The sequence below is a fragment of the Streptomyces sp. NPDC058579 genome (genome assembly GCF_042718575.1).
Lineage (GTDB): Bacteria > Actinomycetota > Actinomycetes > Streptomycetales > Streptomycetaceae > Streptomyces.
In genome coordinates this window covers 352810-379325 of the sequence record NZ_JBHXPI010000004.1, presented here as the reverse complement: position 1 = coordinate 379325, position 26516 = coordinate 352810, and the positions used below count along the sequence as shown (strand labels likewise).

Annotated in this window: 29 protein-coding genes; 13 read left to right on the top strand and 16 right to left on the bottom strand. The window is 71.7% G+C overall.

Translation table 11 applies throughout. The features are described 5' to 3' along the window. Positions 1-2 precede the first annotated feature (2 nt). From ACFWRO_RS08660 to ACFWRO_RS08645, 4 genes are all read right to left on the bottom strand, one after another. A complete protein-coding gene (locus tag ACFWRO_RS08660) occupies positions 3-1364 on the bottom strand; it encodes a cytochrome ubiquinol oxidase subunit I (RefSeq protein WP_384506249.1) in 1362 nt (453 codons plus the stop codon). Between the two features lie 145 nt (positions 1365-1509). Beyond that, positions 1510-2175 carry a response regulator gene (locus tag ACFWRO_RS08655; protein ID WP_384506247.1) on the bottom strand — a complete coding sequence of 222 codons (666 nt, stop codon included), beginning with the start codon at positions 2173-2175 and terminating at the stop codon, positions 1510-1512. Beyond that, positions 2172-3398, bottom strand: coding sequence for a sensor histidine kinase (locus ACFWRO_RS08650; RefSeq protein WP_384506245.1), 1227 nt, complete (start codon positions 3396-3398; stop codon positions 2172-2174). The genes ACFWRO_RS08655 and ACFWRO_RS08650 overlap by 4 nt, the downstream gene beginning before the upstream one ends. 35 nt (positions 3399-3433) lie before the next feature. Then, positions 3434-3934 carry a pyridoxamine 5'-phosphate oxidase family protein gene (locus ACFWRO_RS08645; protein WP_384506242.1) on the bottom strand — a complete coding sequence of 167 codons (501 nt, stop codon included), beginning with the start codon at positions 3932-3934 and terminating at the stop codon, positions 3434-3436. Between the two features lie 256 nt (positions 3935-4190). Here ACFWRO_RS08645 and recA point away from each other — a divergent pair, with 256 nt between their 5' ends. After that, complete coding sequence (gene recA / locus ACFWRO_RS08640; RefSeq protein ID WP_384506239.1) at positions 4191-5327, top strand: recombinase RecA; 1137 nt, start codon at positions 4191-4193, stop codon at positions 5325-5327. Positions 5328-5331: 4 nt separating this feature from the next. Beyond that, the gene (gene recX / locus ACFWRO_RS08635; protein ID WP_384506236.1) at positions 5332-5898 is read left to right on the top strand and encodes a recombination regulator RecX; all 567 of its coding nucleotides are present in this window, start codon (positions 5332-5334) and stop codon (positions 5896-5898) included. 188 nt (positions 5899-6086) lie between these two features. On the opposite strand, the gene ACFWRO_RS08630 is transcribed toward recX, so the two are convergent. The 8 genes from ACFWRO_RS08630 to ACFWRO_RS08595 form a co-directional block, all read right to left on the bottom strand. Then, on the bottom strand, positions 6087-6515 hold the full coding sequence (locus ACFWRO_RS08630) for a rhodanese-like domain-containing protein (protein ID WP_384506233.1): 429 nt from the start codon (positions 6513-6515) through the stop codon (positions 6087-6089). Continuing rightward, positions 6512-7030 carry a cysteine dioxygenase gene (locus tag ACFWRO_RS08625; protein WP_384506230.1) on the bottom strand — a complete coding sequence of 173 codons (519 nt, stop codon included), beginning with the start codon at positions 7028-7030 and terminating at the stop codon, positions 6512-6514. Before ACFWRO_RS08625 ends, ACFWRO_RS08630 begins: the two co-directional genes overlap by 4 nt. A 133-nt stretch (positions 7031-7163) precedes the next feature. After that, positions 7164-7235: a putative leader peptide gene (locus ACFWRO_RS08620; RefSeq protein ID WP_315893453.1), complete on the bottom strand. Its 72-nt coding sequence runs from the start codon at positions 7233-7235 to the stop codon at positions 7164-7166. A 47-nt stretch (positions 7236-7282) separates the two neighbouring features. Continuing rightward, positions 7283-9004 (bottom strand): FAD-dependent monooxygenase, encoded by a 1722-nt coding sequence (locus ACFWRO_RS08615; RefSeq protein ID WP_384506227.1) that lies wholly within the window; start codon positions 9002-9004, stop codon positions 7283-7285. Between the two features lie 163 nt (positions 9005-9167). Further along, complete coding sequence (locus ACFWRO_RS08610) at positions 9168-10097, bottom strand: amino acid ABC transporter permease (protein ID WP_384506225.1); 930 nt, start codon at positions 10095-10097, stop codon at positions 9168-9170. Continuing rightward, positions 10094-10741 (bottom strand): amino acid ABC transporter permease, encoded by a 648-nt coding sequence (locus tag ACFWRO_RS08605; protein WP_384506222.1) that lies wholly within the window; start codon positions 10739-10741, stop codon positions 10094-10096. Before ACFWRO_RS08605 ends, ACFWRO_RS08610 begins: the two co-directional genes overlap by 4 nt. A gap of 97 nt (positions 10742-10838) precedes the next feature. Next, complete coding sequence (locus ACFWRO_RS08600; protein WP_384506219.1) at positions 10839-11756, bottom strand: glutamate ABC transporter substrate-binding protein; 918 nt, start codon at positions 11754-11756, stop codon at positions 10839-10841. 62 nt (positions 11757-11818) lie between these two features. Next, positions 11819-12604, bottom strand: a complete 786-nt coding sequence (locus ACFWRO_RS08595) for an amino acid ABC transporter ATP-binding protein (protein WP_384506217.1) — start codon at positions 12602-12604, stop codon at positions 11819-11821. Between the two features lie 288 nt (positions 12605-12892). Here ACFWRO_RS08595 and ACFWRO_RS08590 point away from each other — a divergent pair, with 288 nt between their 5' ends. Together ACFWRO_RS08590 and ACFWRO_RS08585 are read left to right on the top strand one after the other, a co-directional pair. Continuing rightward, complete coding sequence (locus tag ACFWRO_RS08590; RefSeq protein WP_384506215.1) at positions 12893-13597, top strand: response regulator transcription factor; 705 nt, start codon at positions 12893-12895, stop codon at positions 13595-13597. Positions 13598-13612: 15 nt separating this feature from the next. After that, positions 13613-15010: a sensor histidine kinase gene (locus tag ACFWRO_RS08585; RefSeq protein WP_384506212.1), complete on the top strand. Its 1398-nt coding sequence runs from the start codon at positions 13613-13615 to the stop codon at positions 15008-15010. A 141-nt stretch (positions 15011-15151) separates the two neighbouring features. Here the strand turns inward: ACFWRO_RS08585 and ACFWRO_RS08580 are convergent, their stop codons facing one another. Both ACFWRO_RS08580 and ACFWRO_RS08575 read right to left on the bottom strand, forming a co-directional pair. Continuing rightward, the gene (locus ACFWRO_RS08580) at positions 15152-16150 is read right to left on the bottom strand and encodes a TAXI family TRAP transporter solute-binding subunit (RefSeq protein WP_384506209.1); all 999 of its coding nucleotides are present in this window, start codon (positions 16148-16150) and stop codon (positions 15152-15154) included. Positions 16151-16266: 116 nt separating this feature from the next. Next, positions 16267-17148, bottom strand: a complete 882-nt coding sequence (locus tag ACFWRO_RS08575; protein WP_384506207.1) for a LysR family transcriptional regulator — start codon at positions 17146-17148, stop codon at positions 16267-16269. Positions 17149-17252: 104 nt separating this feature from the next. Here ACFWRO_RS08575 and ACFWRO_RS08570 point away from each other — a divergent pair, with 104 nt between their 5' ends. The 6 genes from ACFWRO_RS08570 to ACFWRO_RS08545 all read left to right on the top strand — a co-directional run bounded on the left by ACFWRO_RS08570 (position 17253) and on the right by ACFWRO_RS08545 (position 23014). After that, on the top strand, positions 17253-18494 hold the full coding sequence (locus tag ACFWRO_RS08570; protein ID WP_384506204.1) for a four-carbon acid sugar kinase family protein: 1242 nt from the start codon (positions 17253-17255) through the stop codon (positions 18492-18494). Next, positions 18491-19498 carry a 4-hydroxythreonine-4-phosphate dehydrogenase PdxA gene (gene pdxA, locus ACFWRO_RS08565; protein WP_384506202.1) on the top strand — a complete coding sequence of 336 codons (1008 nt, stop codon included), beginning with the start codon at positions 18491-18493 and terminating at the stop codon, positions 19496-19498. The genes ACFWRO_RS08570 and pdxA overlap by 4 nt, the downstream gene beginning before the upstream one ends. Before the next feature lie 111 nt (positions 19499-19609). Continuing rightward, a complete protein-coding gene (locus ACFWRO_RS08560; RefSeq protein WP_384506199.1) occupies positions 19610-20344 on the top strand; it encodes a HisA/HisF-related TIM barrel protein in 735 nt (244 codons plus the stop codon). Further along, positions 20341-21861: a tRNA (N6-isopentenyl adenosine(37)-C2)-methylthiotransferase MiaB gene (gene miaB / locus ACFWRO_RS08555; protein ID WP_384506196.1), complete on the top strand. Its 1521-nt coding sequence runs from the start codon at positions 20341-20343 to the stop codon at positions 21859-21861. Before ACFWRO_RS08560 ends, miaB begins: the two co-directional genes overlap by 4 nt. Positions 21862-21948: 87 nt before the next feature. After that, positions 21949-22296 carry a hypothetical protein gene (locus tag ACFWRO_RS08550; RefSeq protein ID WP_384506193.1) on the top strand — a complete coding sequence of 116 codons (348 nt, stop codon included), beginning with the start codon at positions 21949-21951 and terminating at the stop codon, positions 22294-22296. Positions 22297-22306: 10 nt separating this feature from the next. Continuing rightward, complete coding sequence (locus ACFWRO_RS08545) at positions 22307-23014, top strand: class III extradiol dioxygenase subunit B-like domain-containing protein (RefSeq protein WP_384506190.1); 708 nt, start codon at positions 22307-22309, stop codon at positions 23012-23014. A gap of 104 nt (positions 23015-23118) precedes the next feature. On the opposite strand, the gene ACFWRO_RS08540 is transcribed toward ACFWRO_RS08545, so the two are convergent. Then, on the bottom strand, positions 23119-23478 hold the full coding sequence (locus ACFWRO_RS08540) for an antitoxin (RefSeq protein ID WP_384506187.1): 360 nt from the start codon (positions 23476-23478) through the stop codon (positions 23119-23121). A 54-nt stretch (positions 23479-23532) separates the two neighbouring features. Next, complete coding sequence (locus ACFWRO_RS08535) at positions 23533-23838, bottom strand: hypothetical protein (RefSeq protein ID WP_384506184.1); 306 nt, start codon at positions 23836-23838, stop codon at positions 23533-23535. 183 nt (positions 23839-24021) lie between these two features. On the opposite strand from ACFWRO_RS08535, the gene miaA reads away from it, so the two are divergent. The 3 genes from miaA to dapF all read left to right on the top strand — a co-directional run bounded on the left by miaA (position 24022) and on the right by dapF (position 26513). Continuing rightward, complete coding sequence (gene miaA, locus ACFWRO_RS08530; RefSeq protein ID WP_384506181.1) at positions 24022-24960, top strand: tRNA (adenosine(37)-N6)-dimethylallyltransferase MiaA; 939 nt, start codon at positions 24022-24024, stop codon at positions 24958-24960. Positions 24961-25067: 107 nt separating this feature from the next. Then, positions 25068-25532, top strand: coding sequence for a hypothetical protein (locus tag ACFWRO_RS08525; RefSeq protein ID WP_384506348.1), 465 nt, complete (start codon positions 25068-25070; stop codon positions 25530-25532). Between the two features lie 105 nt (positions 25533-25637). Continuing rightward, positions 25638-26513 (top strand): diaminopimelate epimerase, encoded by an 876-nt coding sequence (dapF, locus tag ACFWRO_RS08520; RefSeq protein WP_384506178.1) that lies wholly within the window; start codon positions 25638-25640, stop codon positions 26511-26513. The last annotated feature ends 3 nt before the right edge of the window (positions 26514-26516 follow it).

The following is a 26516-nucleotide window of genomic DNA, read 5'->3' as shown; positions in this document are numbered from 1 at the left end:
CCTCAGTAGCTCGTGGCGGGCAGGGAATCGGCGGGGTCCTCGGGCCCGTCGTCGGGTCCTTCGTCGCGTCCGTCCACGCGCCCGTCCATGCGTCCGTCCACGCGCCCGTCCTCGCGTCCGTTCCGGTCGTCGTGGCCGAGACCGGCGTCGACCGGGCCCCGGCGGGCGGTCCGGGCGAGCAGCCAGGCGTTGAGGACGACGAGCAGCCCGAAGAGGGTCGTGAAGACGATCAGAGAGGCGCGCATGGCGCCGGGGGAGAGGTCGGAGACCGCGTCCTCGGTCTTCAACAGGCCGTACACGACCCAGGGCTGGCGGCCCGCCTCGCGGAACACCCAGCCGCTGATCATCGCGAGGTAGGGCAGCGGTACGGCGGCCATGAGGGCCAGATGCCAGAGCCGGAAACGGAAGACGACCGCCTTGAAGCAGGCCAGGATCACGCCGGCGAAGGTGAAGTACATCATCAGGGCGAAGCTGATGAGCATGACAAGCCCGCTCCCGCGGGTCCACGCCTCCGAGGGGACGTAGTCGCCGGGGCCGAACCGGGCGACCATGTCCGCCTGGATCTGCGCGATTTCGGCGGTCTTCTGGCTGAACACGGCCGACTTCATGGGCTGGAAGGTGCTCAGCGTGGCCAACTGGACGCCGCCGAAGACGGCCGTGACCATCAGCGCGGGGAACGAGAGGAAAACCCCGATCCGCAGACTCCGGCCGAAGAACTCCCACTCGGGGGTCCGCCGGAACAGGTGGTACGCGCTGACGCCGGCCACGAAGAAGCCGGCCGTGAGCAGCGCCCCGGCGAGGATGTGCCCGAAGGCGAGCAGCGCCGAGGGGTTGGTCAGCACGGCGACCGGGTCGTCCAGGACGAGCGTGTCGCCGCCCTCGGCCACGCGGTACCCGACCGGGTGGTTGAGGAAGCCGTTGGAGACGAGGATCCAGTACGCCGAGACGTACGCGGTCAGCGTCACGATCCAGATCATCGCCAGATGGACCCAGCGGTTGAAGCGGTGCCAGCCGAAGATCCACAGCCCGAGGAAGGTCGACTCGACGAAGAACGCGACGATCGTCTCGACCGCGAGCGAGGCGCCGAAGACATTGCCCGCGTAGTGCGTCAGCCCGCTCCAGCTCATCCCGAACTGGAACTCCATCACGATGCCGGTGACGATCCCGACCGCGTAGTTGATCACGTACAGCTGGCCCCAGTAGCGGACCATGCGCGCGTGCAGGGGCTTCCGCCCGATCGTCGCCACCGTCTGGACGACGGCGACCACGGTCGCGAGCCCCAGCGTCAGCGCGACGAAGAGGAAGTGGCCGCCCGCCGTGAGGGCGAACTGCAGCCGGGCGAGATCGAGGACGTCTGGGTTCACGCCGCAAGCGTCGGCGTACGGCTACGGGGTCCGCGTCGCCCTGCGGTGGTCAGTGGTCGTACCCCCGCGGTTGCGCCGCCCCACGCGCGCGTACCCCAGGAGTTGCGCCCACGCGCGTGTGCCCCCTAGGGGACGTCGCCGGGTGTCAGCCCAGCCAGCCGGGCGTGATCATCCCCGACTCGTACGCGAGGATCACCAGCTGCGCCCGGTCCCGGACGTCCAGCTTGGTCATGATCCGGCTGACATGCGTCTTCGCGGTCGCCGGGGACAGGACGAGTCGCTGGGCGATCTCGTCGTTGGAGAGTCCCGCGCCCACCAGGCCCATCACCTCGCGCTCCCGTTCGGTGAGGGCGTTCAGGCGCGGGCTCGGATCCGGCTGCTTCGAGCGGCTCGCGAACTCCGCGATCAGCCGGCGGGTCACGGCCGGGGCGATCAGCGCGTCGCCGCGGGACACCACCCGTACCCCGTGCAGCAGCTCCATCGGCTCGGTGTCCTTGACGAGGAAGCCGCTCGCCCCGGCGCGCAGCGCGCCGTACACGTGGTCGTCGATGTCGAAGGTGGTCAGGATGACGACCCGGACGCCTTCGAGGCGGGCGTCGGCGGTGATCCGACGGGTGGCCTCCAGGCCGTCGAGGACGGGCATCCTGATGTCCATCAGGACCACGTCCGGGCGCAGTTCGCGGGCGAGCGCGATCGCCTGCTCACCGTTCCCGGCCTCCCCGACCACCTCGATGTCGTCCTCGTCGGCCAGGATCGAGCGGAACCCGGCCCGGACCAGGGTCTGGTCGTCGGCGAGTACGACGCGGATCATCGGGGGTCCCCCTCGGACGTGGTGGTCGTGGACGCGGGTGCGCCGAGCGGCAGCCGGGCGTCCACCCGGAAGCCCTCGGGCGTGCTGTGCGCGGTCAGTTCGCCGCCGAAGGCCCGGGCTCGCTCGGCCATGCCCCGGATGCCGCTGCCCGACGGCAGCTCCTCGGGAGCCCCTTCGCCGTCGTCCTCGATGCGCAGCCACAGCTCGTCGGCGCGCCAGTCGAGGGCGATCGTGGCGGTACGGGCGCCGGAGTGCCGGGTCACGTTGGTCAGCGACTCCTGGACGATCCGGTACGCGGCGAGATCGACCGGCGGCGCCAGCGGTACGGGAGTGCCCGTCAGCTCCGTGCGGACGTCGAGGCCCGTGCTCCTGGCCCGCTCTACCAGCTCCCCGAGCAGGGCGAGCCCGGAGGTCGGGCCCGTCGGCGCGGCCTCGTCGGCCTGGCGCAGCACCCCGAGCGTGGCGCGCAGCTCGCGCAGCGCGTCCTTGCTGGTGGCCTTGACCGCCTGGAGCGCCTCCTCGGCGGCGGCCAGCGCGATCTCGGGCTCCGGGTTCTTGCTCAGCCGGTGCAGAACAGCCCCCGACTGCACGTTGATCAGCGAGACGCTGTGGCCGAGCACGTCGTGCAGCTCCCGGGCGATCCGCAGCCGCTCCTCCGTGGCGCTCTGCCGGGCACGCGCCTCCTGCTCCCGCTCGGCGGCGAGCGCCCGCTGCTCCACTTCGTGGAGATAGGCGATCCTGGTCCGCTGGGCGCGGCCCACGGCGACGAGGCTGATCAGCCAGCCGGACAGCATCGCCAGCGAGGTGTCGTCGATCTGCCGACGGCCGCCCTCCTGCCGGAACTCGCCGAGGCCGACGGCGAGCAGCGTGACGGCGGCGAGCGCGACGGCCGCGACGAACCGGCCCTCCGCCGCCGTCGTGTACAGCGCGAGGGCGAAGGTGATCATCAGGGGCCCGTCCTGCGCCGACACCGGGTAGTAGACGACACAGGCGATCAGGGTGACGACGGCCACGGCGACGGGAGCCCGCCGCCGGAAGGCGAGCGCCCCGCAGCCGACCGCGATCAGCACCCAGGCGACGACCGTCCTGGCCACCGGCTCGTCCACGTTCCGAGCGGACAGCAGCGTCCAGACGGTCACGACGAGGGTGACGACCAGGGCCACGACGGCATCGGCGGCCTGCGGGGGCATGCCGCCGCCACGGACGCGGAAGGGAAGGGCCATGCCAGGAAGGATAGGCGGGTGGGATGCGGGGCCGTTCAGGCGCGTCGGCGCTCCTCACGCGCGCGGAGCAGCTCGTCGACCGCGCTCGGCAGAGTCGTCTCGAAGTCGATCAGCTTCGCCCACGTCGGGGTCACGACGATCCGGACCATGCCGTCGGCGTAGAGCGAACGGACCTCGGCCTCCCAGGTGACCCGCTGCTCGGGCGTCATCACGTACGAGCTGTTCGCCTGGAGGTACTCGTCCGGGATGCCGTCGACGGGGTCCAGTTCCGCCCGGCCCCGGACGAGCAGGATCATCGGTGGGTGGACCTCGGTGTCGATCGTCAGGGCGACCGCCGGGTTGGCGCGCAGGGCCGCCAGCTTCGGGGCGTTGGGCGGTGTGCACATGACGACTTCCGAGCCGTTCCAGGCGAAGGCGATCGGGATCGCCCGGGGAGTGCCGTCCTCGGCGACGTAGGCGAGCCTGGTCACGTCGCGGGCCAGCAGCTCCTGGCTGATCGGACGGTTCAGGACCTCGGTGATCTCACTCGGCCGCACGATCGGACCCACCTTCCCGGGGCGTTCCAGCAGTCCCTCCAGCCTAGGCCGGGACGCTTCGGACGGTGGCCGTGAGCCCGCGTGGTGCGCTTGACACCAAAATCGAACATCCATTCTTATGGGATTCCGGCCCTGGGAATCGCGGGGTTGTGGGCGAGTTATCCACAGGTCGGAGGGACGTCGGGGCCCATTGTCAGTGGCAGGGGTTAGCGTCTTTCACATGAAGCGATCGACTCAAGCAAACCGGGTGGAACCCATGGCAGGTACCGACCGCGAGAAGGCCCTCGAGGCCGCGCTCGCGCAGATTGAACGGCAATTCGGCAAGGGTGCCGTGATGCGCATGGGCGACCGCACCCAGGAGCCGATCGAGGTGATCTCCACCGGCTCGACCGCCCTCGACATCGCGCTCGGTGTCGGCGGCCTGCCCCGCGGCCGTGTCGTGGAGGTCTACGGCCCGGAGTCCTCCGGTAAGACGACCCTGACGCTGCACGCCGTCGCCAACGCCCAGAAGGCCGGCGGTCAGGTCGCCTTCGTGGACGCCGAGCACGCCCTCGACCCCGAGTACGCCAAGAAGCTCGGCGTCGACATCGACAACCTCATCCTGTCCCAGCCGGACAGTGGCGAGCAGGCCCTCGAGATCGTCGACATGCTGGTCCGCTCCGGCGCCCTCGACCTGATCGTCATCGACTCCGTCGCCGCGCTCGTCCCGCGTGCGGAGATCGAGGGCGAGATGGGTGACTCGCACGTGGGTCTCCAGGCCCGTCTGATGAGCCAGGCGCTCCGGAAGATCACCGGCGCGCTCAACCAGTCCAAGACCACCGCGATCTTCATCAACCAGCTCCGCGAGAAGATCGGCGTCATGTTCGGCTCGCCGGAGACCACGACCGGTGGCCGCGCCCTGAAGTTCTACGCCTCGGTGCGCCTCGACATCCGCCGCATCGAGACCCTCAAGGACGGCACCGACGCCGTCGGCAACCGCACCCGCGTCAAGGTCGTCAAGAACAAGGTCGCGCCGCCGTTCAAGCAGGCCGAGTTCGACATCCTCTACGGCCAGGGCATCAGCCGCGAGGGCGGCCTGATCGACATGGGCGTGGAGCACGGCTTCGTCCGCAAGGCCGGCGCCTGGTACACGTACGAGGGCGACCAGCTCGGCCAGGGCAAGGAGAACGCCCGCAACTTCCTGAAGGACAACCCCGACCTCGCCGACGAGATCGAGCGGAAGATCAAGGAGAAGCTGGGCGTCGGCGTCCGGCCGGGTGCCACCCCGGCCGAGGAGACCACGGACGGCTCGGAGGCGGCCGCCGCGACCGCGACCGCGACGGACGACACGGCCAAGACTGCCCCGGCGGTCAAGGCCACCAAGGCGACCAAGGCCCCGGCGGCCAAGAGCTGAACCAGTGACCGGTCGCACCGAATGGCCGGGCGACAGCCCCGACTCGTCGAGGGCCGAGAAGGAGCTGTCGCCCCAGGATCCGGCTGAGCGGGCGCGGGCGATCTGCCTGCGCCTGCTCACCGGGACCCCCCGTACGCGCAAACAGCTCGCCGACGCCCTGCGCAAGCGCGAGATCCCCGACGAGGTCGCCGAAGAGGTCCTCTCCCGCTTCGAGGACGTCGGGCTGATCGACGACGCCGCCTTCGCCGACGCCTGGGTGGAGTCCCGGCACCACGGGCGCGGACTCGCCCGCCGGGCCCTCGCCCGCGAACTGCGCACCAAGGGCGTCGACCCCTCGCTCATCCAGGACGCCGTGGGCCAACTGGACTCCGAACAGGAGGAGATCACGGCGCGCGAACTCGTCGACCGCAAACTCCGCGCCACCCGCGGGCTCGACCGGGACCGCCGGCTGCGCCGCCTCGCCGGGATGCTCGCCCGTAAGGGCTACCCCGAGGGCATGGCCCTCAGGGTCGTCCGCCAGGCCCTGGAGGCCGAGGGCGAGGACACGGAGGGCCTGGACGAGCCCTACTAGCCCGAGGTCCGGGGGCCGGGGCCTCGAAACCCGGGCCCCGAAGCTGGAGACTCTGAAGCCAGGGGCCCCGAAGCCCGGCGCGCCGAGCCCGGAGCGTGGCCCGCCGTGGCGACGGGGCCGCCGAGGGCGGCCCCGTGCAGCACGGCCCCGTGCGCACGGCCCCCCGCTGGGCTGGGCGCGCGTACCCGCTACGCAGGCGTGCCCGGTGTCCCCGGCGGAAGGACCGGCAGGCCCGCCGCCTTCCACGCCTGGAAGCCGCCGATCACATCGGTCGCCCGGTGCAGCCCCAACTGCCGCAGCGACGCCACCGCCAGCGAGGACGCGTACCCCTCGTTGCAGAACACCACCACCCGCAGGTCGTGGCTGTCGGCCTCCGGCGCGCGGTGGCTGCCCAACGGGTCGAGCCGCCACTCCAGTTCATTGCGCTCCACGATCAACGCGCCCTGAATCAGCCCGTCCCGCTCGCGCAGCGCCGCGTATCGGGTGTCGACCAGAAGCGCGTCCCCCGCCTCGTACGCCTCATGGGCCGCCCGCGCCTCGATCCGGTCGATCCCCGACCTGACCCGCTCGAGAAGCTCGTCGATCCCCACCCGCTCGCCCGCCCGCCGCTCACTCACTGCCAGTCCTCCGGACGCTCGACCTGCTCAAGACGGAGTACCGCGCCCGACCGGCTGAAACGCCGGATCAACGGGAGCGGCGGATAGTACGCGTGGACCGACACGGCGTGCGTGTCCGCGGAGTCGTTGAGCACCTCGTGCACATGGTGCTGTCCGAACGCGCGCCCCTTGCCGGCCGGCAGGCGCCGCTCCCGGTCGACGCCGTCGGCCAGTTCCAGGGTCTTCCAGCCGCGGGACGGCAGTCGCACCGCGAGGGAGCTCTCCCGCAGCGCGCCGCGCGCCGTGGTGAACGCGCCGTGCGACTCGGCGTGGTCGTGCCAGCCCGTGCCCGTGCCGGGCGGCCAGCCGATCAGCCAGGCCTCGCTGCCGCCGGGGCCGTCCAGCCGCACCCACGTACGGCCCTCGGGATCGAGGGGAAGGGAGTCGATCAGCGTGTCGTCAGCCGCCGTCCGACGGACGAAGTCCAGCAGGGCGGCCGCCGTCGGCGCGGAGGCCGAACGGACGACGGAGGGCACGGCGGAGGGTACGGCGGAAGCGGGGGAGCCAGACTGGGGCACGGAGGACCGTCCTGGAAGTTCGCGGAAGAGACGCGCGACAGCCACGCCGACACCGGTCGGCGGCCGAGAGCACGCGAAGGAAGGGGCGAATTCAGCAGGACGGGCGACACACGCAGCCCGCGAAGCGGAGAAGATCCATATGGACCCTCCGCCACAGGCGCACATCGGTGTCGGTCACGCTCCGGAGTACACCATGTGCGCCCGCGAGGGTCAATTGATGTCCGCAGTACGGTCGCTCGGCGTCGCCCCTCGTGAGATGGCCCTCCGCGAGCCCTCGGTCCCTCCGCTCCCCGTGGGCTCAGCCTTGCCGCCCCGGGTCGCGTCGGCCGCCGCGTACAGCTCGTCCGGCCGGACCCCCGGGAACGAGGCGACCAGATGCCCGTCCGGACGTACCAGCAGGACGGTGTGGGCGACAGCGCCCGGATACGCCTCCGTCACCAGCAGTTCCGCCTTCACCGGCAGGGCCCGCACCGCCTCCGCGAGCCGCGGCATCACACCCGCGCTCACCCAGTGCCGCCGGTCCCACACCCCCGTCCCCGGCGCGACGAGGACCACCAGGAGCCGCCCCTGACCGAGCCGGTCCCGGAGCCGTACGGTCGTGCCGTCCGGCGCCGTCACCCGCACGTCCTCGACCGGCGCGCCCGCCCCCGTGCCGACCACGCTCCGTGACTCCCCGGCGTCCTGGGGTGCGAGGGGGGAGTGCGGGTACGCCGGGGGCGCCCCCAGCGGTCCGCGCCCGAGATGGCCGTCCGTCAACAGCACGTCGTGACTGCGGGACCCGCCGGGCAGATACGTCCGCAGGCCCCCGCCGCCGCGAAGCACCGGAAGCGACTGGTCGGCGGCGCGCAACCGGGAGGCGACGGCGGCCCGCCGCTCGCTCTGGTAGCTGTCGAGGAGCGTGTCCGAGGCCCCGTGATGCCAGGCGTACGCGAGCTTCCAGGCCAGGTTGTCGGCGTCCCGCAGCCCCTCGTCGAGGCCCTGCGTGCCGACCGCGCCCAGCAGGTGCGCCGCGTCGCCCGCCAGGAACACCCTGTCCACGCGCCAGCGCTTCGCGAGCCGGTGGTGCAGCGTGTGGACACCGGTGTCGATCAACTCGTACGGCGGAGTCGCCCCACCGCACCAGCCGGCCAGGGTGTCGCGGATCTTGGTGACCAGAGCGTCCGGGGTGACGAGATCGCCGCGGGCCGGCAGGAGCCAGTCGATCCGCCAGACCCCGTCCGGCAGCGGGCGGGCCGTGACCTCCTCGCCGCCGCCCCGCCACGGCGGCTGACGGTGCAACAGGGCCTCACCGGGCCACGGGAGTTCGGTGCGCAGGGCGGCCACCGCGTGCCGCTCCACCGCCGTACGCCCGGGGAAGCGGATCGAGAGCAGCTTGCGGACCGTGGAACGGGCGCCGTCGCAGCCGACCAGATGGCTCCCGCGCCACCAGGTGCCCCCGCTGCCGCTCGTACCGCTCGTACCGCTCGTACCGGTTCCGGAGGAGCCGCGGGTGTGCGCCGTGACCCCGCTCGCGTCCTGCTCGATCGTGTCGAGGCGGGCGTCGGTGACGAGCTGGATCAGCTCCTGTCCGGCGATCGCGTCGCGCAGACCGCGCGCGAGGGCGTGCTGCGGGATGTGCAGCGGAGCCGCCGGGCCCTCGCCGTCACTCTCCGTGTCACCGAGACCGAGACTGAGTTCGATGTGCCTCATCTGTTGCCTGCGTCGCACGGATCGCCAGCCGACCCAGCGGACCCCCTCGTCACGCAGCGTGGCGCAGCCGAGGCGTTCGACCATCGCGGCCATGTCCGCGCGCAGCACGACCGTACGGGCGGGGCGCGGATCGTCTTTGCCGGGGCCCTCGTCGAGGACGACGGAGGGTACTCCCTGCGAGGCCAGGGCAAGGGAGAGCGCGAGGCCCACGGGCCCCGCGCCGACGATGATCACCGGGTCCACGGCGCGGCTCCTGAAGGCCGTTCGGTCATGCGGGTAGCACAGCGAAGTGTGGCGCGAGCCCGGTGCGTGATCACAGAACGTATGCAACCCATTGCGGGTGCTTGCGTCAAGCGACGGGGGCAGCGGCGCGACCGCCACTGCCCCCGGATGATGTCACATACTGTCAGTTCTTCGAGATACCAGACCCGTCGGGGCCGTCGCCCGCGCGGTCGGCCGCGTTGCCGAAGGAGTTCCCGGGGTCGGCCGTGAGCACGAGCTCCTTGGCCGCGGCGTCCGAGGCGAGGACCCCCGTCTTGGACCGGCGGCCCCGCTTCTCGATCCACGTGGCGAGCGCCGAGAGCGCCAGACACAGCGCGATGTAGATGACGCCGAAGACCACGATCGTGGACACGTACGGGTACTGGCCGTTGACCTGCGTGTTGGAGGCGATCAGACGGGCCGAGTACAGCAGCTCGGGGTAGAGGATCACGAAGCCGAGCGAGGTGTCCTTCAGGGTGACCACCAGCTGGCTGATGATCGTCGGCAGCATCGCCCGGACGGCCTGCGGCATCAGGACCGTCGTCATGACCTGCGTCTTGCTCATGCCCAGGGCGTACGCGGCCTCGCGCTGTCCCTTCGGCACCGAGTTCACGCCGGCGCGCAGCACCTCGGCCTGGACGCAGCCGTTGTAGATCGACAGGCCGAGCGCGAGCGCCCACATCGAGTAGTCGACCAGGAAGGCGACCCAGACGGCGTAGATCGTGATCAGCAGCGGGATGGAGCGGAAGATCTCGATGAAGCCGGTGGCCACCACCCGGACGGGCGTGTGGTCGGAGAGCCGGGCGACGGCGAGCAGCACGCCGAGGACGAGCGAGCCGACTGCCGCGAGGCCGAACGCCTTCAGGGTGGCGAGGAGGGCGTCGGCGATGTTCTGCCGGATGCCCGCGTAGTTGAAGATGTCCCACATCGCGGGGTCGAAGTGACCCTTGTCGGCCAGCCGGACCACGCTCACGGCGAGCAGCGCGAGGATCGCGAGGGAGCCCACGACGGCGTAGATCCGGTTACGGACGCGCGCCTTGGGGCCGGGGGTGTCGAAGAGAACGCTGGCACTCATCGGGCGACCTCCATGCGGCGCTCCAGGAGACGGAAGATCCCGCTGATGGTGAAGGTGACGACGAGGTACGCGGCGGCCACCCAGGCGAAGATCCCGGCGATGGCGTAGCCCTGCTCGCTCATCAGCGTCTGCCAGCCGAAGAGCTCGGTGACACTGAAGGCGCCCGCGATGGCCGAGTTCTTGGTGAGCGCGATGAAGATCGAGCTCAGCGGCGGCAGTACGGTCCGGGTGGCCTGCGGCAGCACGATCATCCGCAGCGTCTGCGAGAAGGTCATGCCGAGCGAACGGGCGGCCTCCGCCTGGCCGATCGGCACCGTGCTGATGCCGGAGCGGACGGCCTCGCAGATGAACGCGGAGGTGTAGAAGCCGAGCGCGAGCGAGCCGAGCACGAAGGGGCTCATCCCCGGGAACAGGATCTCCGGGACGACGAAGAACGAGACGAGGAAGAGCAGCGTCAGAGGGGTGTTGCGCAGCAGCGTGACCCAGGCGGTCCCGAAGATGCGCAGGGGCGGGACGGGCGAGACCCGGAAGCCGGCGATGACGATGCCGAGGACCAGCGCGATGACCGAGCTGACGGCGGTGATCGACACGGTTCCTATGAATCCGTCGCGGAACTCCGGGAAATGGTCGAGCAGTACGTTCATGAGGTCTCCGCGTCGGCGGTATCAGCGGCTTGAGGGCAGGGTGAGCGGCGCCCCGTACTCCGTACTCCCGTACGGGGCGCTCGACTTCGAGGAAGGATCAGTAGCGGACGAGTGTCGGCGGCTCGACGTACGAGGAGCCGGACAGACCCAGAGTCGCCTCGTAGATCTTCTTGTACGTGCCGTCCTTGATGTTCTTCTCGAGGATGTCGCTGATCTTGTCGCGCAGGACCTTGTCGTCCTTGTTCAGGCCGACGCCGTAGGGCTCCTCGGTGAACGGCTTGCCGACGACCTTGAGCTTGCCCTTGTTGGCGGCGGCGTAGCCCTTGAGGATCGCGTCGTCGGTGGTGACCGCGTCGACCTGCTTGGTGAGCAGCTGCTGCACGCAGTCCGAGTACTTCGCGAGCTCGGTGGTCTCGGCGCCGTACTGCGGCTTCTTGATCTCCTGCAGCGGGGTCGAGCCCGTGATGGAGCAGACCTTCTTGCCCTTGAGGGAGTCCGGACCGGTGATCGCGGTCTCGTCCTTGCGGACCAGGAGGTCGGCGCCGGCCTTGTAGTACGGACCCGCGAAGCTGACCTGCGCCTTGCGCTTGTCGTTGATCGTGTACGTACCGACGTAGTAGTCGACCTGGCCCGTGGAGATCGCCGTCTCACGGAGCTTGGAGTCGACCGTCTTCCACTCGATCTTGTCCTCGGTGAAGCCGAGCTCCGCCGCGACCATCTTGGCGATCTCGATGTCGAAGCCGGACCGCTCCTTGGTGGCCTGGTCCTCGAAGCCGAGGTACGGCTGGTCGGCCTTGGAGCCGATGATCAGCTTGCCGCGCTTCTGCGCCTCCTTGAAGGACGGCGACTCCAGCTTCACATCGGTGGCGACGATGTACTTGGGGAGCTGCGGGGCGGCCGAGTCGCCGGGCTTCACGGCGGGCTTGTCGCCGGCCGAGCCCTCCTTGCCACCACAGGCGGTCGCGGTCAGCGCGAGTACGGCGACGGCCACGGCCGCGGTCTTGCGGAGCTTCATGGTGAACATCCCTTGATTCGTGGGTTGTTGATCGGCAGGTAGAAGCATGGGGCTGACCGCCGTCAGTGGTGCAGGATTTTCGAAAGGAAGTCCTTCGCGCGGTCGCTTCGCGGGTTGCTGAAGAACTCGTCCGGCGTGGCCTGTTCGACGATCTTGCCGTCCGCCATGAACACCACGCGGTTGGCGGCGGAACGCGCGAACCCCATCTCGTGGGTCACGACGACCATGGTCATGCCGTCCCGCGCCAGCTGCTGCATGACCTCGAGAACCTCGTTGATCATCTCGGGGTCGAGCGCAGAGGTCGGCTCGTCGAAGAGCATGACCTTCGGGTCCATCGCCAACGCCCGCGCGATCGCGACACGTTGCTGCTGACCGCCCGACAGCTGGGCCGGGTACTTGTCCGCCTGGGTGCCGACACCCACCCGGTCGAGCAGCGCGCGAGCCTTGGACTCGGCGGCCGCCTTGGCCGTCTTGCGGACCTTGACCTGACCCAGCATCACGTTCTCGAGCACTGTCTTGTGCGCGAAGAGATTGAAGGACTGGAAGACCATGCCGACGTCGGCGCGCAGCCGGGCCAGCTCCTTGCCCTCCTGGGGCAGCGGCCGGTTGTCGATCGTGATGGCGCCGGAGTCGATCGACTCCAGGCGGTTGATGGTGCGACACAGTGTGGACTTGCCGGAACCCGAAGGCCCGATCACGACCACGACCTCGCCACGGGCGATGGTCAGGTCGATGTCCTGGAGCACATGCAGCGCGCCGAAGTGCTTGTTCACGTTGGACAGCACGACCAGGTCACCGGCCGCCGCTATGGCGTCTTCCGAGCCCTTGGTCACTGACACTCCGCTCATCGGCTTTTGCTCCGTCCTCCTCGGTTGGGGAGGACACTAGACAGACCGCGGGATGACCGTCATCACATCTGAGCGGAAATTGAGGATAACGAAACGGCCTCGACCGGACACGCTGCGTGAAGGGGACGCCCAGTGGCGTACCGGGTGCATAACAGAAACCGCTGCGTAACCGGGGGAGACTTGACTGTGACGGCGACCATCGGCGTTCATGCGTAGGTACACGGATAGCCATGCAGATTGCCATCAGGTGATGGCGCACCCACGATCACCGAGCCACCGGAGGGGGCCATGAGACTCCTGCTCGTCGAGGACGACGATCACGTGGCCGCGGCCCTGTCCGCCGTACTGGCGAAGCACGGTTTCACCGTCACGCACGCCAGGAACGGCGAGGAGGCCCTCCAGGCGGTGCTGCCCGCCGCGCACGGCGAGCGCCCTTCCTTCGGGGTGATCCTGCTCGATCTCGGTCTGCCCGACCAGGACGGCTACCAGGTCTGCGGCCGGATCCGGAAGCTCACCACCACCCCGGTGATCATGGTGACGGCGCGTGCCGACGTACGGTCCCGGATACACGGCCTCAACCTCGGGGCAGACGACTACGTGGTCAAGCCGTACGACACCGGGGAACTGCTCGCCCGGATCCACGCCGTCAGCCGGCGCACCGGTGCGGGCGACGAGACCGGCTCGGCCGGTGACGACGCCGCGCTGCGGCTCGGCTCGGTCGTCATCGAGCTGCCCACCCGCCGGGTCAGCGTCGACGGCGCGCCCGTGCCGCTCACCCGCAAGGAGTTCGACCTGCTGGCCCTGCTCGCCCAGCGGCCCGGCGTGGTCTTCCGGCGCGAGCAGATCATCAGCGAGGTCTGGCGCACCAACTGGGAAGGGACCGGCCGCACCCTCGAAGTGCACGTGGCCTCGCTCCGCTCCAAGCTGGCCATGCCCGCCCTGATCGAGACCGTGCGCGGCGTCGGGTACCGCCTGGTCGCCCCTGCCGCCTAGCCGTCCGGGTCCTTCGTGCGCACACGCCTCCTTCCGCTCCTCCTCGTCCTCATGGCCGGGGTGCTCCTCGCCCTCGGCTTCCCGCTCGCCGCCAGCCTCGCCGCCGCCGAGCAGCAGCGCGTGGTCGTCGACCGGCTCGACGACGCGGCCCGCTTCGCCGCGCTCGCCCAGTTCGTCAACGAGTCCGAACCCTCCGTCGACGAGCGCCGCACCACCCTCCGCGGCGAACTCGCCAGCTACCACGACGTCTACGGCATCCGTACGGGCATCTACTACCGCGACAACCAGGCCATGGCCGCCGCGCCCGAGGACTGGGTCGTCCCCTACGAGGGCGAGGGGCGCCGAGCCTTCAACGAGGCCCTGGTCGGGCGCCGCAGCCACGACCCGCCCCAGGTGTGGCCGTGGCAGCCGCACGCCCGCGTCACGATCGCCTCGCCCGTCGTACGGGACGGTGACGTCATCGCCGTCGTGGTGACCGACTCGCCCACCGGGCAGCTGCGCTCGCGCATCCTGAGCGGCTGGCTGATCATCGCGGCCGGGGAGTTCGCGGCGATGCTGGTCGCCATCGGCGCGGCCTTCCGGCTCACCGGCTGGGTGCTGAAGCCCGTCCGCGTCCTGGACGCGGTCACCCACGACATCGCCACGGGGCGGATGACGTCCCGGGTCGCCGCGGCCGGAGGGCCGCCCGAACTGCGCCGCCTGGCCCGCTCGTTCAACGAGATGGCCGACAACGTCGAGGACGTACTGGAGCAGCAGCGGGCCTTCGTCGCCGACGCCTCGCACCAGTTGCGCAACCCGCTCTCCGCGCTGCTGCTCCGCATCGAGCTGCTCGCCCTCGAACTCCCCGAGGGGAACGAGGAGATCGCCTCCGTACGTACCGAGGGCAAGCGGCTCGCCCAGGTCCTCGACGACCTCCTTGACCTCGCGCTCGCCGAGCACGCCGCCGCGGATCTGCGCCTCACCGACATCGGGGCGCTCGTGGCCGAGCGGATCGCCGCGTGGCGGCCCCTCGCCGACGAGAAGGGCGTACGGCTCCACGGGGAGCGGAGGGCGGTGACGGCCTGGGCGGACCCGGTGGCGCTCTCCAGCGCGCTCGACGCGGTGATCGACAACGCGCTGAAGTTCACCCCGGAGGGCGAGGAGGTCACGGTCGCCGTGGCCTCGGAGGGCGACACCTCCACGATCGTGGTGGCGGACCGGGGGCCGGGGCTCACGCAGGAGGAGCTCGACCGGGTCGGCGACCGCTTCTGGCGCAGCAACCGCCACCAGAACATCAAGGGCTCGGGGCTCGGCCTGTCGATCTCCCGGGTCCTGCTGTCCGCGGGCGGCGGCTCGATCGACTACGCGCCGCACGAGCCGCACGGCCTGCGCGTGACGCTCACGGTGCCGAGGACGGGGCCGCAGGGGCGGTGACGGGGGCGGGGTGCTTCGGGGCGGCGGGGGCCTCGGGCGGCGCGCTGTGCCGGTTCTCGCGCTGTACGGGCTCTGGCGCCGTGCCGGCTCTGGTGTCGTACCGGTTCTCGCTCTGCGCCGGCTCTGGCGCCGTGCCGGTTCTTACGGCTTCACGGAGCGGTAGTAGCGGCGGGCGCCCTCGTGGAGGGACAGGGGTTCCGTGTAGATCGCGGTGCGGAGGTCCACCAGCTGCGCCGGGTGGACCTGGCGGCCGATGCCGTCCCGGCTTCTGATCACCGTACGGGTGAAACCCTCCACCAGCGCCGGATCCGCCGCGTCCGTCGTCACCAGCAGGTTCGGCACGGCCAGCGTCTGCACCGGCTGCCCGTCCTGGGCCAGGGCGTAGGCGTCCGCCGGGATGACGGCGGAGCGGTAGTGGCGCGTCGCCTCGCCCACGTCGTGGACCTTGTCCACCAGGGCGGGTTCGAGCGAGACCAGCCGGACCGGTAGGCGCTCGGAGAGTTTCTGGACGGCCTCGGTGGGCAGGCCGCCCGACCAGAAGAAGGCGTCCAGCTGCCGGCTCTCCAGCAGACCCGGCATCGTGTCGATGCCGGCAGAGACCGGCTCGACGTCCGTGTCGGGGGCGAGACCGCCCGCCGCGAGGACCCGGTCCGCGATGAGCCGGACCCCGGAGCCCTCCTGGCCGACGCCGACCCGGAGGCCGCGCAGATCGGCCACGGACCGTACGGCCGAATCCTTGCGGACGACGAGCTGGACGTAGTCGTCGTAGAGCCGGGCGCAGCCGCGCAGCCGGTCGTGGCCCGGCTTGCCGTCGCGCCGGTACTGGGCCACGGCGTCGGCGGTCGCGACGGTGAAATCGGCTTCGCCGGAGGCCAGGCGGGCGAGGTTCTGCTGGGAGCCCTGGCTGTTCTTCAGCTTTATCGACACGTCCGGCAGATCCGTGGCGAGGGCCTGCCGCAGCAGCTCGCCGTACTTCTGGTAGACCCCGGTGGGGACGCCGGTACTGAAGGTGACCCGCCCGCTCGGCGCCGGTGTACCGAACGGAACCAGCCACCAGACCAGCAGCCCGCAGACCACCAGAACCGCCGCCGACGCCTGGAGGAGGCGGCGGCGGGCGGAACGGACGTACGAGGCGAGCATGGCGCGATCCTGCCAGCTCGGTCCCCAACCTGGCCAGGCCGGGAGGTGGTGTGCTGCTTCACGCGCGCGTGGTGGGGCGGCTGTGGGGGGTCGTGACGGGGGGGCCGGGGCGGCCGTCACAGACCGGTGGCCTGGGCCCGTAGCCAGGCGAGCAGGGCGGCGACCCGCTCGTCCCGCGCGGGCGGCCGCGGGCTGAGCAGGTGGTATCCGGTGCCGTCCTCGACCAGGCCGAAGGGCGCCACGAGCTGCCCGCTCACCAGGTCGTCGTGGACCAGCGCGTACGGGCCGATCGCCATGCCGACACCGGCGACGGCCGCCTGCAGCGCCAGGTAGAAGTGCTCGAAGGTCTGCTCGTCGGTGGGATCGACGGTCCGCCGCGTGATGCGCTGCCAGTCCGCCCATGCGCGCGGCCGGGTGCTGGTGTGCAGAATCGTCACACCTGCGACACCGCTGCCGGCGGTGAGCCGCTCCGCCACGTCCGGGCGGCAGACCGGACCGATGCGTTCCAGGAAGAGGGGGGAGCGGGCCACGTCGGCCGGTACGGGGAAGTCGTCGCGGCGCAGGGCGACGTCGACCGGGTCCCGGTCGAACGCGACGGGTCCGCCGCCCGCCGACAGGTGGACGGTGAGGCCGGGCACCTGCACGGCGAGGTCCGGCAGGCGGGGGATGAGCCAGCGCATCAGGAGCGTCGGCTCGCACGACAGCGCGAGCGGACCCCCGCGCTCACGGCCCGAAACCTCCCGGGTGGCCGTGTCGATCTGGTCGAGCGCGTCCCGGACGGCGGCCGCGAGACGACGGGCCTGAGGGGTCGGCCGCAGCGAACGGGTCCCTCGCTCGAAGAGCGTGACACCGAGGGACTTCTCCAGATTCTGGATCTGCCGGGAGACGGCGCCGTGGGTCACGTGCAGCTCCTGCGCGGCGCGGGTCATGCTCGCGTGCCGCACGGTCGCCTCGAAGGGGAGCAGGGTGTTCAGCGGGGGGAGGTCGGGCCAGCGCATGCGTGAAATCTACTCACAGATGGGGTGAGAAGGAATCGCTTGTCGAGCGGCCTTCCGAACGCCAGGGTTGACGTCAGTGGCAGCGACTTCGAGGAGGACGAGACATGCGGGAACACCCGGCCGAGCCCGTGAGGGGCATCGCCGTCCTCGCGGACGACCTGACGAGTGCCGGGGACGGCGCGGCGCCCTTCCGCGGTACGGGGCACCCGGCGAAGGTCCTGCTGTCCGGGGCCGTCGAGCCGGGTGCGTCGGCGGTCGACGGCGTCGTGGCCGTGGACCTCGGCAGCCGCCTGCTCGACGAGGCGTCGGCCGTGGCCCTCGCCGCGTGGTCCGCGGACGCGTTCGGAGACTCCGACCTGCTGATCAAGACCGTCGACTCGACGCTCCGGGGCCATGTGGCGGCCGAGGTCCGCGCCGCCCACGCAGGCTCGGGCCGACGGGCCGTCGTCGTCGCGCCCGCGTTCCCGGCGGAGGGCAGGACGACCGTCCGAGGGGTCCAGCACGTCCATGGCGTACCGGTGCACGAGACGGACTTCGCGCGCGACCCGGTCCACCCCGTCCGTACCGCCGACCTCGCCCGGCTGCTGCCCGAAGCGGACGTCCTGGAACCGGAGCGGTTCGGAAAGCTGCCGGAACTGGTCGACGGCGGAGGCGTGTTCGTCTGCTCGGCGGTCACGGACGCCGACCTCGATCTCCTGGTGGCCTCCGTGCCCCGGCCCGGCGACGTGCTCTGGGTCGGCTCCCCGGGCCTCGCCGCCGCGTTGGCCCGACACCACTCCCGTATCCCGGCCGAGCCTCCGCCCGAGCCGCCCCGCGCACGGCGCCCCCTGATCGTGGTCGGGAGCGCGCACCCGGCGACGCGCCGCCAGCTGGACCGGCTGCGCACGCGCGTGGACGTGACCGCCGCGGAGACAGCCGACGCCCCGGCCGAGGCCCTGAGGGCTCTGCGCCGGTCCACCGCGCCCGTGCTCGTCGTCCACACCCCGGACGCCCGCCGCGCGGCAGCTGCCGGGTCGCTGACCAGTGAGCTAGCCCTTGTCGTACGGGAGTTGGTGGCGGACGGCCTGGTCGACGGGCTCGTGCTGACCGGCGGGGAGACCGCGGTGGCCGCCCTCGAAGCCCTCGGCGCCGCCGGTCTCGACCTCGCCGACGAGCCCGAACCGGGGGTCGCTCGTGGCGTGCTGCTCAGCCCGCCCCGCCTCCCCGCGCTGATCAAGGCGGGCGGCTTCGGCGACGACGGGACACTCGACCGGCTCTGCCGCCTCCTCATGGACGGTGGGCTGCCTACGGAGGACGAGCCGAGCACGGCAGGTGGGCCGAGCGCCGAGGGTGGGCGGACGTCATGACGCCGCCCATCGCGCTCACCATGGGCGACCCGAACGGCATCGGCCCCGAGATCACGGTCAAGGCGTACGCCGACCCACGGCGCCGTCCCTCGGTCGTCATCATCGGCGACCCGGCCGTCCTCGGTCGCGCCTGCCGGATCACGGGCACCGAGCTGACCGTGCGGCCGATCGCCTCCGTCGCGGACGCGGCCCATGCCCCCGGGATCCTCGACGTCCTCCCCGAGGGGACGTTCCCCGGGGACCTGCCGCTCGGCACGGTGGACGCCCGCGCCGGAGCCGCCTCGTTCGGGTACGTACGCCGAGGCATCGAGCTCGCCCTCAGCGGCGAGGTCCGCGCCCTCACCACCGCGCCGATCAACAAGGAAGCGCTCCGGCTGGCGGGGCTGCCCTACCCGGGCCACACCGAGATCCTCGCCGAGCTCTCGGATACGAGCGACTACGCGATGATGATGGCCAACGACGACCTGCGGGTCGTCCTGGTCACCGTCCACCAGTCGCTGCGCACGGCCATCGACTCCCTCACGACCGACCACGAGCTGGAGATCATCCGGCTGACCGACCGGACGCTCCGGGCCGGCCACCCGAAGGGACGGTCCGGGACCCGCCCCCGTATCGCCGTCGCCGCCGTCAACCCGCACGCCGGGGAGAACGGACTCTTCGGGCGCGAGGACCTCGACATCGTCGAGCCGGCCGTACGGGCCGCCCGGCGGGAAGGCATCGACGCCAGCGGTCCCTGGCCCGCCGACACCGTCTTCATGCGCGCCCGCGCGGGCGAGTTCGACGCCGTCGTGGCCCAGTACCACGACCAGGGGCTCATACCGGTCAAGTACCTGGGCCTGGAGCGCGGCGTCAACATCACCATCGGCCTGCCGTTCGTGCGCACCAGCGTCGACCACGGCACGGCCTTCGACCTCGCGGGGCGGGGCACCGCCGACCACACCAGCCTGCTCACCGCCCTGCACCAGGCCGACGAGCTGACCGCCCAGGCCCCTGCCGCCCCGTAGGCCCCACCCCGTAGCCCCGCTCCGTAGGCCCGCCCAGGCCACCCGCAGGCCCCGGCCCTCTGGGCCACCACCCTCGCCCCCGCAGGCCATCGCCCCGACCCGGAGGACCCAATGGACTTCATCCTCATGCTCACCCGTGACGACAGGACCGTCACCGACTGCCTCGACGTCCTCGACACCGTCCGGGACCTCGGGGTCGCCCACATCGGCTTCAAGGACGTCGGAGTGGAGCCGGCCACCCTCGACCGGCTCCACCGGCAGATCAAGGACATGGGGGCGACCAGCTACCTCGAAGTGGTCAGCACCACCCGCGAGGAGGCGCTCACCTCCGTGCGCCGCGCGGTCGACCTCGGTGTCGACAGGCTCATGGGCGGCACCTGGATCGACGAGACGGTGGCCCTCGTCGCCGGCACCTCCGTCGAGTACCTCCCCTTCGTGGGTGAACCGCTCGGCCACCCCACCCTCCTCGCCGGCGGCCCCGACCGGATCTCCGACGACTGCCTCCGGGCGGAGGCCGCGGGCTGCGCGGGCGTCGACCTCCTCGCCTACCGGGCCACCGACGCGGACCCGCTCGACCTCGTCCGCGCCGCCCGAGCGGCCACCACGGGCCGCCTGGTCGTGGCCGGCGGCATCTCCACGACCGACCGGATACGGGCGGTGGCGGCAGCCGGAGCCGACGCCTTCACCGTCGGGTCCGCCGCCTTCGACGGGTCCCTGCGGCCGCGCGCGGGCACCCTCGCCGCCCAGCTCGGCGCGGCCCTCGAAGCAGCCGGGAGCGCCCCTGCGCCCTCGCCCCGGCGGCTCGGGGACGGGCAATCCCCGGCACCGCATACCCTTGTTCCATGACCAGCAGCGACCGGAGCCAGGCAGTGGACGTCCAGCGAACCTACGAAGTACGCACCTACGGGTGCCAGATGAACGTCCACGACTCCGAGCGGCTCTCCGGTCTGCTGGAAAACGCCGGCTACGTCCGCGCCCCCGAGGGCTCCGACGGTGACGCCGACGTCGTCGTCTTCAACACCTGCGCCGTCCGCGAGAACGCCGACAACAAGCTCTACGGCAACCTCGGCCGGCTCGCCCCCAGGAAGACCACGCGCCCGGGCATGCAGATCGCCGTCGGCGGCTGCCTCGCCCAGAAGGACCGCGACACCATCGTCCAGAAGGCCCCCTGGGTCGACGTCGTCTTCGGCACGCACAACATCGGCAAGCTGCCGGTCCTCCTGGAGCGCGCCCGCGTCCAGGAAGAGGCCCAGATCGAGATCGCGGAGTCGCTGGAGGCCTTCCCCTCCACGCTGCCGACCCGCCGCGAGTCCGCGTACGCCGCCTGGGTCTCGATCTCCGTCGGCTGCAACAACACCTGCACCTTCTGTATCGTCCCGGCGCTGCGCGGCAAGGAGGAGGACCGCCGTCCCGGCGACATCCTCGCCGAGATCGAGGCCCTGGTCGCCGAGGGCGTCTCGGAGATCACCCTCCTCGGCCAGAACGTCAACGCGTACGGCTCCGACCTGGGCGACCGCGAGGCCTTCTCCAAGCTGCTGCGCGCCTGCGGCCAGATCGAGGGCCTGGAGCGGGTCCGCTTCACCTCGCCGCACCCCCGCGACTTCACGGACGACGTGATCGCCGCGATGGCCGAGACTCCGAACGTCATGCCGCAGCTGCACATGCCGCTGCAGTCCGGTTCGGACACCGTCCTCAGGGCCATGCGCCGCTCCTACCGGCAGGAGCGTTTCCTCGGGATCATCGAGAAGGTCCGCGCGGCCATCCCGCACGCCGCCATCTCCACCGACATCATCGTGGGCTTCCCCGGCGAGACCGAGGAGGACTTCGAGCAGACCATGCACACGGTCCGCGAGGCCCGCTTCGCCAACGCCTTCACCTTCCAGTACTCCAAGCGGCCCGGAACCCCCGCCGCCGAGATGGACGGGCAGATCCCCAAGGAGGTCGTGCAGGCGCGCTACGAGCGTCTCGTCGCCCTCCAGGAGGAGATCTCCTGGGAGGAGAACAAGAAGCAGGCCGGCCGGACCCTGGAGGTCATGGTCGCCGAGGGCGAGGGCCGCAAGGACGGCGCCACCCACCGCCTCTCCGGCCGCGCCCCCGACAACCGGCTCGTCCACTTCACCAAGCCGGACCAGGAAGTCCGCCCGGGTGACGTGGTGACCGTCGAGATCACCTACGCCGCCCCGCACCACCTGCTCGCCGAGGGCCCGACGACGGCGGTGCGCCGCACCCGCGCCGGCGACGCCTGGGAGAAGCGCACCACCGCTGCCGCCGCGAAGCCGGCGGGCGTCCTGCTCGGACTCCCCAAGATCGGTGTGCCGGACCCGCTGCCCGCGGCCTCGGCCCCGGCCTGCGGAAGCCACTGACAACCGAGGCCGGTCACTGACACCCTCGGAACCACCACCAACTGACACAACCGACAACTGACACATTCGAGGAACCGGGGGGCCGGGATGGGGAAGTGGGTCGTCGTCGCGCAGCGCGGGGCCGGTGGTGACACGTACCTCGCCGAAGTGGTCCGGAGGGTCACCGGGACACGGGAGGACGCGCAGGAGGCGATGCGCGCCGCCTCGCTCACGTACCAGGAGCCGTGGCGCGAGAAGTCGCGCGAGGTGTACCGGTTCCCGAGCGGCGACAGCTGCCTGGTGATCGTCAGAGGGCTGATGTCGGAGACACACACGGTCCTGAGCATCGCCGAGCTGGTCCACGACTCGGCCGACCCCGCGATCGCGAAGGCGGCCCCGACCGGCGGCGAGCCGCAGGACAGCGTCCCGCCCATGGAGTGGAGAACGTCGCAGTAGGCTGCGGATCATGCTTGTCGCCGCAGCCGTCTGCCCCTGTCCTCCTCTGCTCGTGCCCGACGTGGCGGCCGGAGCCGCCGGTGAGCTCGATGCCGCCCGGACGGCCTGCGCCGACGCCGTCGGGCTGCTCGCCGCGTCCCGGCCCGACCGGCTCTTCGTCGTCGGCCCCGCCGACGAGGGCGCGCGCGGTACGTTCCCGGGTGGTTCGACCGGCAGCTTCGCGGGCTTCGGCGTCGATCTGTCCGTACGCCTCGGTGCCGGGCCCGCCGGGGAGCGCCCGCTGCCCGCCTCCCTCGCCGTGGCCGCCTGGCTCCTCCAGCGCGCCGACTGGGCCGACGCGCCCGTCGAAGGACTCGGGGTCGGCCAGCCGCTGGAGGCCGACCGTTGCGTCTCCACCGGCCGCGAGCTGGCCGCCGCGGCCGACCGCGTGGCGCTGCTCGTGGTGGGCGACGGCAGCGCCTGTCGGACCCTCAAGGCCCCCGGCTATCTGGACGAGCGCGCCGCCGCCTTCGACGCGGAGGCCGCCCGCGCGCTGGGCACGGCGGACGTGGACGCCCTGCTCGCGCTCGACGAGAACCTCGCGTACGAGTTGAAGGCGGCCGGCCGGGCCCCCTGGCAGATCCTCGCGGGCGCGGCCGAGGGAGCCGACCTCGACGGCCGACTGCTCTACGAGGACGCCCCGTACGGCGTCGGCTACTTCGTGGCGGCCTGGTCGTAAGGGCGCCCACGGCCACCCGTACGGAAAGAACGACGGACGGCCGCGGAGCGCGATGCTCCGCGGCCGTCCGCCGTACGGAAGGGACCGTAGGGTGACGCCGGACGTCAGGTGGCCGGCGGCGGAGTCTGCCCGGGACCCTGACCTTGGCCCTGCCCCGGACCCTGACCCTGCTCCGGACCCTGGCCTTGGCCCTGCCCCGGACCCTGACCCTGACCCTGACCCGGGTCCTCGCCGGGGCCCTTCGTGCCGTCGTCGTCCTTGTGGGCGATCCGCTCAAGGGCGTCCTTGGCCTTGCCGGTGCCCGATTCGATCTTGGCGCTGTACTTGCCCTTGGTCTTCTCGTCGACCAGCTTCGCGGCCTTGTCCAGACCCTGGTCGATCTTGGCCTCATGCTGCTGGGCGAGGCCCGAGACCTTGTCCTTGGCCGGGGCGAGCTTGGCCTTCAGTGAATCCAGGAGACCCATGGGCCACCTTCCCTCCGGTGAGTCCGTACGCCGTGCCCTGTCGCCAGGAGCCCGCTACTTCCGGGCGCCTTCGTCGGCCCCGTTGTCCGCGGCCTCGTCCGCCGACTGCTGCTTCGGAATCTCCACGGCCGCCTCGACCACCTCGACGGCCTCCGCCACGGGGGCCTCGTCACCCGCCTCGGAGCCGTCGGCCGACTCCGCGGACGAGCCGGTCTCGGCACCCGCCTCGACCTCCCCACCACTCGGCGCTCCGGCCTCCGGCTCCTCCGGCGCGTCCGTCACGGCGACAGCCTGGGCCTCCTCCGTCGACGCCTCGGCAGCTTCCTTGCCCTTCCGCCGAAACATTGCAAAAACGCCCATTTCAACTCCATAGCGTACTCGTGTGGGATAAGGCCCGCGGCGCCCGGAGCGCCCTGTTGCGCCACCCGGCGCAGCCGGTACGGAAAACCGGCGGTCGGAACCTCGAAACTGGCAACGAACCCGGTGGCGGACCGTCACGTCGCTCATTCGGGGACCTGCTGGGAGGTTTGCGAGACTGTGACGGTGAGAAGTGCAGCTCCCGCCCCGCGGGTCATCGCCGTCGTCGGTCCCACAGCGGCCGGAAAGTCCGATCTGGGTGTATTCCTCGCCCAGCAACTTGGCGGCGAGGTCGTCAACGCAGACTCGATGCAGCTCTACCGAGGGATGGACATCGGTACCGCCAAACTGACGCTGGAAGAGCGCGGCGGCATCCCGCACCACCTCCTCGACATCTGGGACGTCACGGAGGCCGCCAGCGTCGCCGAGTACCAGCGCCTGGCCCGCGCCGAGATCGACCGGCTGCTGGCCGAGGGCCGTACCCCGGTCCTGGTCGGCGGCTCCGGTCTGTACGTACGGGGCGCCATCGACTCCCTCGAGTTCCCGGGCACGGACCCGGCCGTACGGGCCCGCCTGGAGGCCGAGCTGGAGGAGCGCGGCTCCGGGGAGCTGCACGCCCGCCTCGCCGCGGCCGACCCCGACGCCGCGCGCGCGATCCTCCCCAGCAACGGCCGGCGCATCGTCCGGGCCCTGGAGGTCATCGAGATCACCGGCAAGCCCTTCACCGCCAACCTGCCCGGCCCCGACCCGATCTACGACACCGTCCAGATCGGCGTCGACGTGGCGCGCCCCGAGCTCGACGAACGGATCACCGCGCGCGTGGACCGGATGTGGGAGGCCGGACTCGTCGACGAGGTGCGCACCCTTGAGGCGCGAGGGCTGCGGGAGGGGCGCACGGCCGCCCGCGCGCTCGGCTACCAGCAGGTGCTCACGGCGCTCGCGGGGGAGTGCACCGAGGACGAGGCGCGGGCCGAGACCGTACGCGCCACCAAACGCTTCGCGCGCCGCCAGGACTCGTGGTTCCGGCGCGACCCGCGCGTCCACTGGCTGAGCGGCGCCGCGGAGGACCGCGGGGAACTCCCGCGACAGGCGCTGACGTTGGTCGAACGAGCGGTTACAGCCTGATCACGTGATGGCATCGGGACGCCATGCCCGTCATTCCAGGGGTCTCTGGCGTGCCATCATCGAGCATCGATCGACCAAGTGGAGTCCGAGTGGGAGGGCGCGTGGCGATGGAGGCCGGCCCTCGTGACACAGAGCAGCAGGACGCGGTCCCGGGCGAAGCTCCCGGTGACGCGCCCGGCTTGAGCCCGGACGGACCGGACGACGCCGAGGGCTCGTCCGTCGAGGTCGACGCCGACGAGGTCGAGGTCGAGCTGAGGCCGCAGCGCAGGCTGCGGATCTGGCAGCTCGCCCCCATCGTGGGGCTCGCCGCCGTCGGGTCGCTGATGTTCGCCTTCCCGCTCGCCTTCGGCTCCGGGGACGGCGGCGCCGTGGTCGCCATGCTCGGCCTCCTGATCAGCTCCTGCGCCGCCGGCTGGGGCATGATGGCGGCCCGCAGGGTCGGCTCCGCCTGGCCGGGCCTCCCGGCCCGCGGCTCCGGCGAGCGGCCGAACTGGCGAGTGATCGCCCTGTACGTGTTCTTCAGCGCGCTCCTGGTGGCCCTGGCCGTCTGGCGCGTGGCCCGCCTCCGCTGACCACGCGGGCGGGGAAACCTGTCCGCCCCGCCCGGACGGCTGTGGGTCCCGCCCGAGGAGTGGACCTTCGAGCGGCTGTCGGACCCGGCCCGTACAGTTGATCCCGTGACCACCACGCAGACCTCGCCACTCGCATTCCTCAAGGGCCACGGGACCGAGAACGACTTCGTGATCGTCCCGGACGCCGACAACGCCATCGAGCTGCCCGCCGCCCTCGTCGCGCGGCTGTGCGACCGCCGGGCCGGCATCGGCGGGGACGGCGTGCTGCACGTGGTCCGCAGCGAGGCCCACCCCGAGGCCCGCTCGATGGCCGGCGAGGCCGAGTGGTTCATGGACTACCGCAACGCCGACGGCTCGGTCGCCGAGATGTGCGGCAACGGCGTCCGCGTCTTCGCCCGCTACCTGGAGCACGCCGGACACATCACGGCCGGCGAGGTCGCCGTCGCCACCCGGGGCGGGGTCAAGCGCGTCCACCTGGACAAGGACGGCTCCGTCACCGTCTCCATGGGCCGCGCCCGGCTCCCCGAGGACGGCGTCACCGTCACCGTCGACGGCCGCAGCTGGCCCGCCCGCAACGTGAACATGGGCAACCCGCACGCCGTCGCCTTCGTCGAGTCCCTCGACCACGCGGGCAACCTGTTCACCGAGCCCCCCTACGCCCCCGCCGAGGTCTTCCCGGACGGGGTGAACATCGAGTTCGTCGCCGACCGCGGCCCGCGCCACGTGGCCATGCGCGTGCACGAGCGCGGGGCCTCCGAGACCCGCTCCTGCGGCACGGGCGCGTGCGCCGTCGCCGTCGCCACCGCCCGCCGGGACGGCGCCGATCCCGCCGTGAGCGGGACCCCCGTCACGTACACCGTGGACGTCCTGGGCGGGACGCTGACCATCACCGAGCACCCCGACGGGGAGCTGGACATGACCGGCCCGGCCGTCATCGTCGGCGAGGGCACGTTCGACCCCTCCTGGCTCGCGGACGCCTGAACC

Excerpts from the sequence above, each read along its gene's own strand:
- ACFWRO_RS08655 (WP_384506247.1), bottom strand. The coding sequence starts at position 2,175 with ATGATCCGCGTCGTACTCGCCGACGACCAGACCCTGGTCCGGGCCGGG.
- ACFWRO_RS08650 (WP_384506245.1), bottom strand. The coding sequence starts at position 3,398 with ATGGCCCTTCCCTTCCGCGTCCGTGGCGGCGGCATGCCCCCGCAGGCC.
- recA (WP_384506239.1), top strand. The coding sequence starts at position 4,191 with ATGGCAGGTACCGACCGCGAGAAGGCCCTCGAGGCCGCGCTCGCGCAG.
- ACFWRO_RS08610 (WP_384506225.1), bottom strand. The coding sequence starts at position 10,097 with ATGAGTGCCAGCGTTCTCTTCGACACCCCCGGCCCCAAGGCGCGCGTC.
- ACFWRO_RS08605 (WP_384506222.1), bottom strand. The coding sequence starts at position 10,741 with ATGAACGTACTGCTCGACCATTTCCCGGAGTTCCGCGACGGATTCATA.
- ACFWRO_RS08600 (WP_384506219.1), bottom strand. The coding sequence starts at position 11,756 with ATGAAGCTCCGCAAGACCGCGGCCGTGGCCGTCGCCGTACTCGCGCTG.
- ACFWRO_RS08595 (WP_384506217.1), bottom strand. The coding sequence starts at position 12,604 with ATGAGCGGAGTGTCAGTGACCAAGGGCTCGGAAGACGCCATAGCGGCG.
- ACFWRO_RS08590 (WP_384506215.1), top strand. The coding sequence starts at position 12,893 with ATGAGACTCCTGCTCGTCGAGGACGACGATCACGTGGCCGCGGCCCTG.
- ACFWRO_RS08580 (WP_384506209.1), bottom strand. The coding sequence starts at position 16,150 with ATGCTCGCCTCGTACGTCCGTTCCGCCCGCCGCCGCCTCCTCCAGGCG.
- ACFWRO_RS08575 (WP_384506207.1), bottom strand. The coding sequence starts at position 17,148 with ATGCGCTGGCCCGACCTCCCCCCGCTGAACACCCTGCTCCCCTTCGAG.
- ACFWRO_RS08570 (WP_384506204.1), top strand. The coding sequence starts at position 17,253 with ATGCGGGAACACCCGGCCGAGCCCGTGAGGGGCATCGCCGTCCTCGCG.
- pdxA (WP_384506202.1), top strand. The coding sequence starts at position 18,491 with ATGACGCCGCCCATCGCGCTCACCATGGGCGACCCGAACGGCATCGGC.
- ACFWRO_RS08560 (WP_384506199.1), top strand. The coding sequence starts at position 19,610 with ATGGACTTCATCCTCATGCTCACCCGTGACGACAGGACCGTCACCGAC.
- miaB (WP_384506196.1), top strand. The coding sequence starts at position 20,341 with ATGACCAGCAGCGACCGGAGCCAGGCAGTGGACGTCCAGCGAACCTAC.
- ACFWRO_RS08550 (WP_384506193.1), top strand. The coding sequence starts at position 21,949 with ATGGGGAAGTGGGTCGTCGTCGCGCAGCGCGGGGCCGGTGGTGACACG.
- ACFWRO_RS08545 (WP_384506190.1), top strand. The coding sequence starts at position 22,307 with ATGCTTGTCGCCGCAGCCGTCTGCCCCTGTCCTCCTCTGCTCGTGCCC.
- ACFWRO_RS08540 (WP_384506187.1), bottom strand. The coding sequence starts at position 23,478 with ATGGGTCTCCTGGATTCACTGAAGGCCAAGCTCGCCCCGGCCAAGGAC.
- ACFWRO_RS08535 (WP_384506184.1), bottom strand. The coding sequence starts at position 23,838 with ATGGGCGTTTTTGCAATGTTTCGGCGGAAGGGCAAGGAAGCTGCCGAG.
- ACFWRO_RS08525 (WP_384506348.1), top strand. The coding sequence starts at position 25,068 with ATGGAGGCCGGCCCTCGTGACACAGAGCAGCAGGACGCGGTCCCGGGC.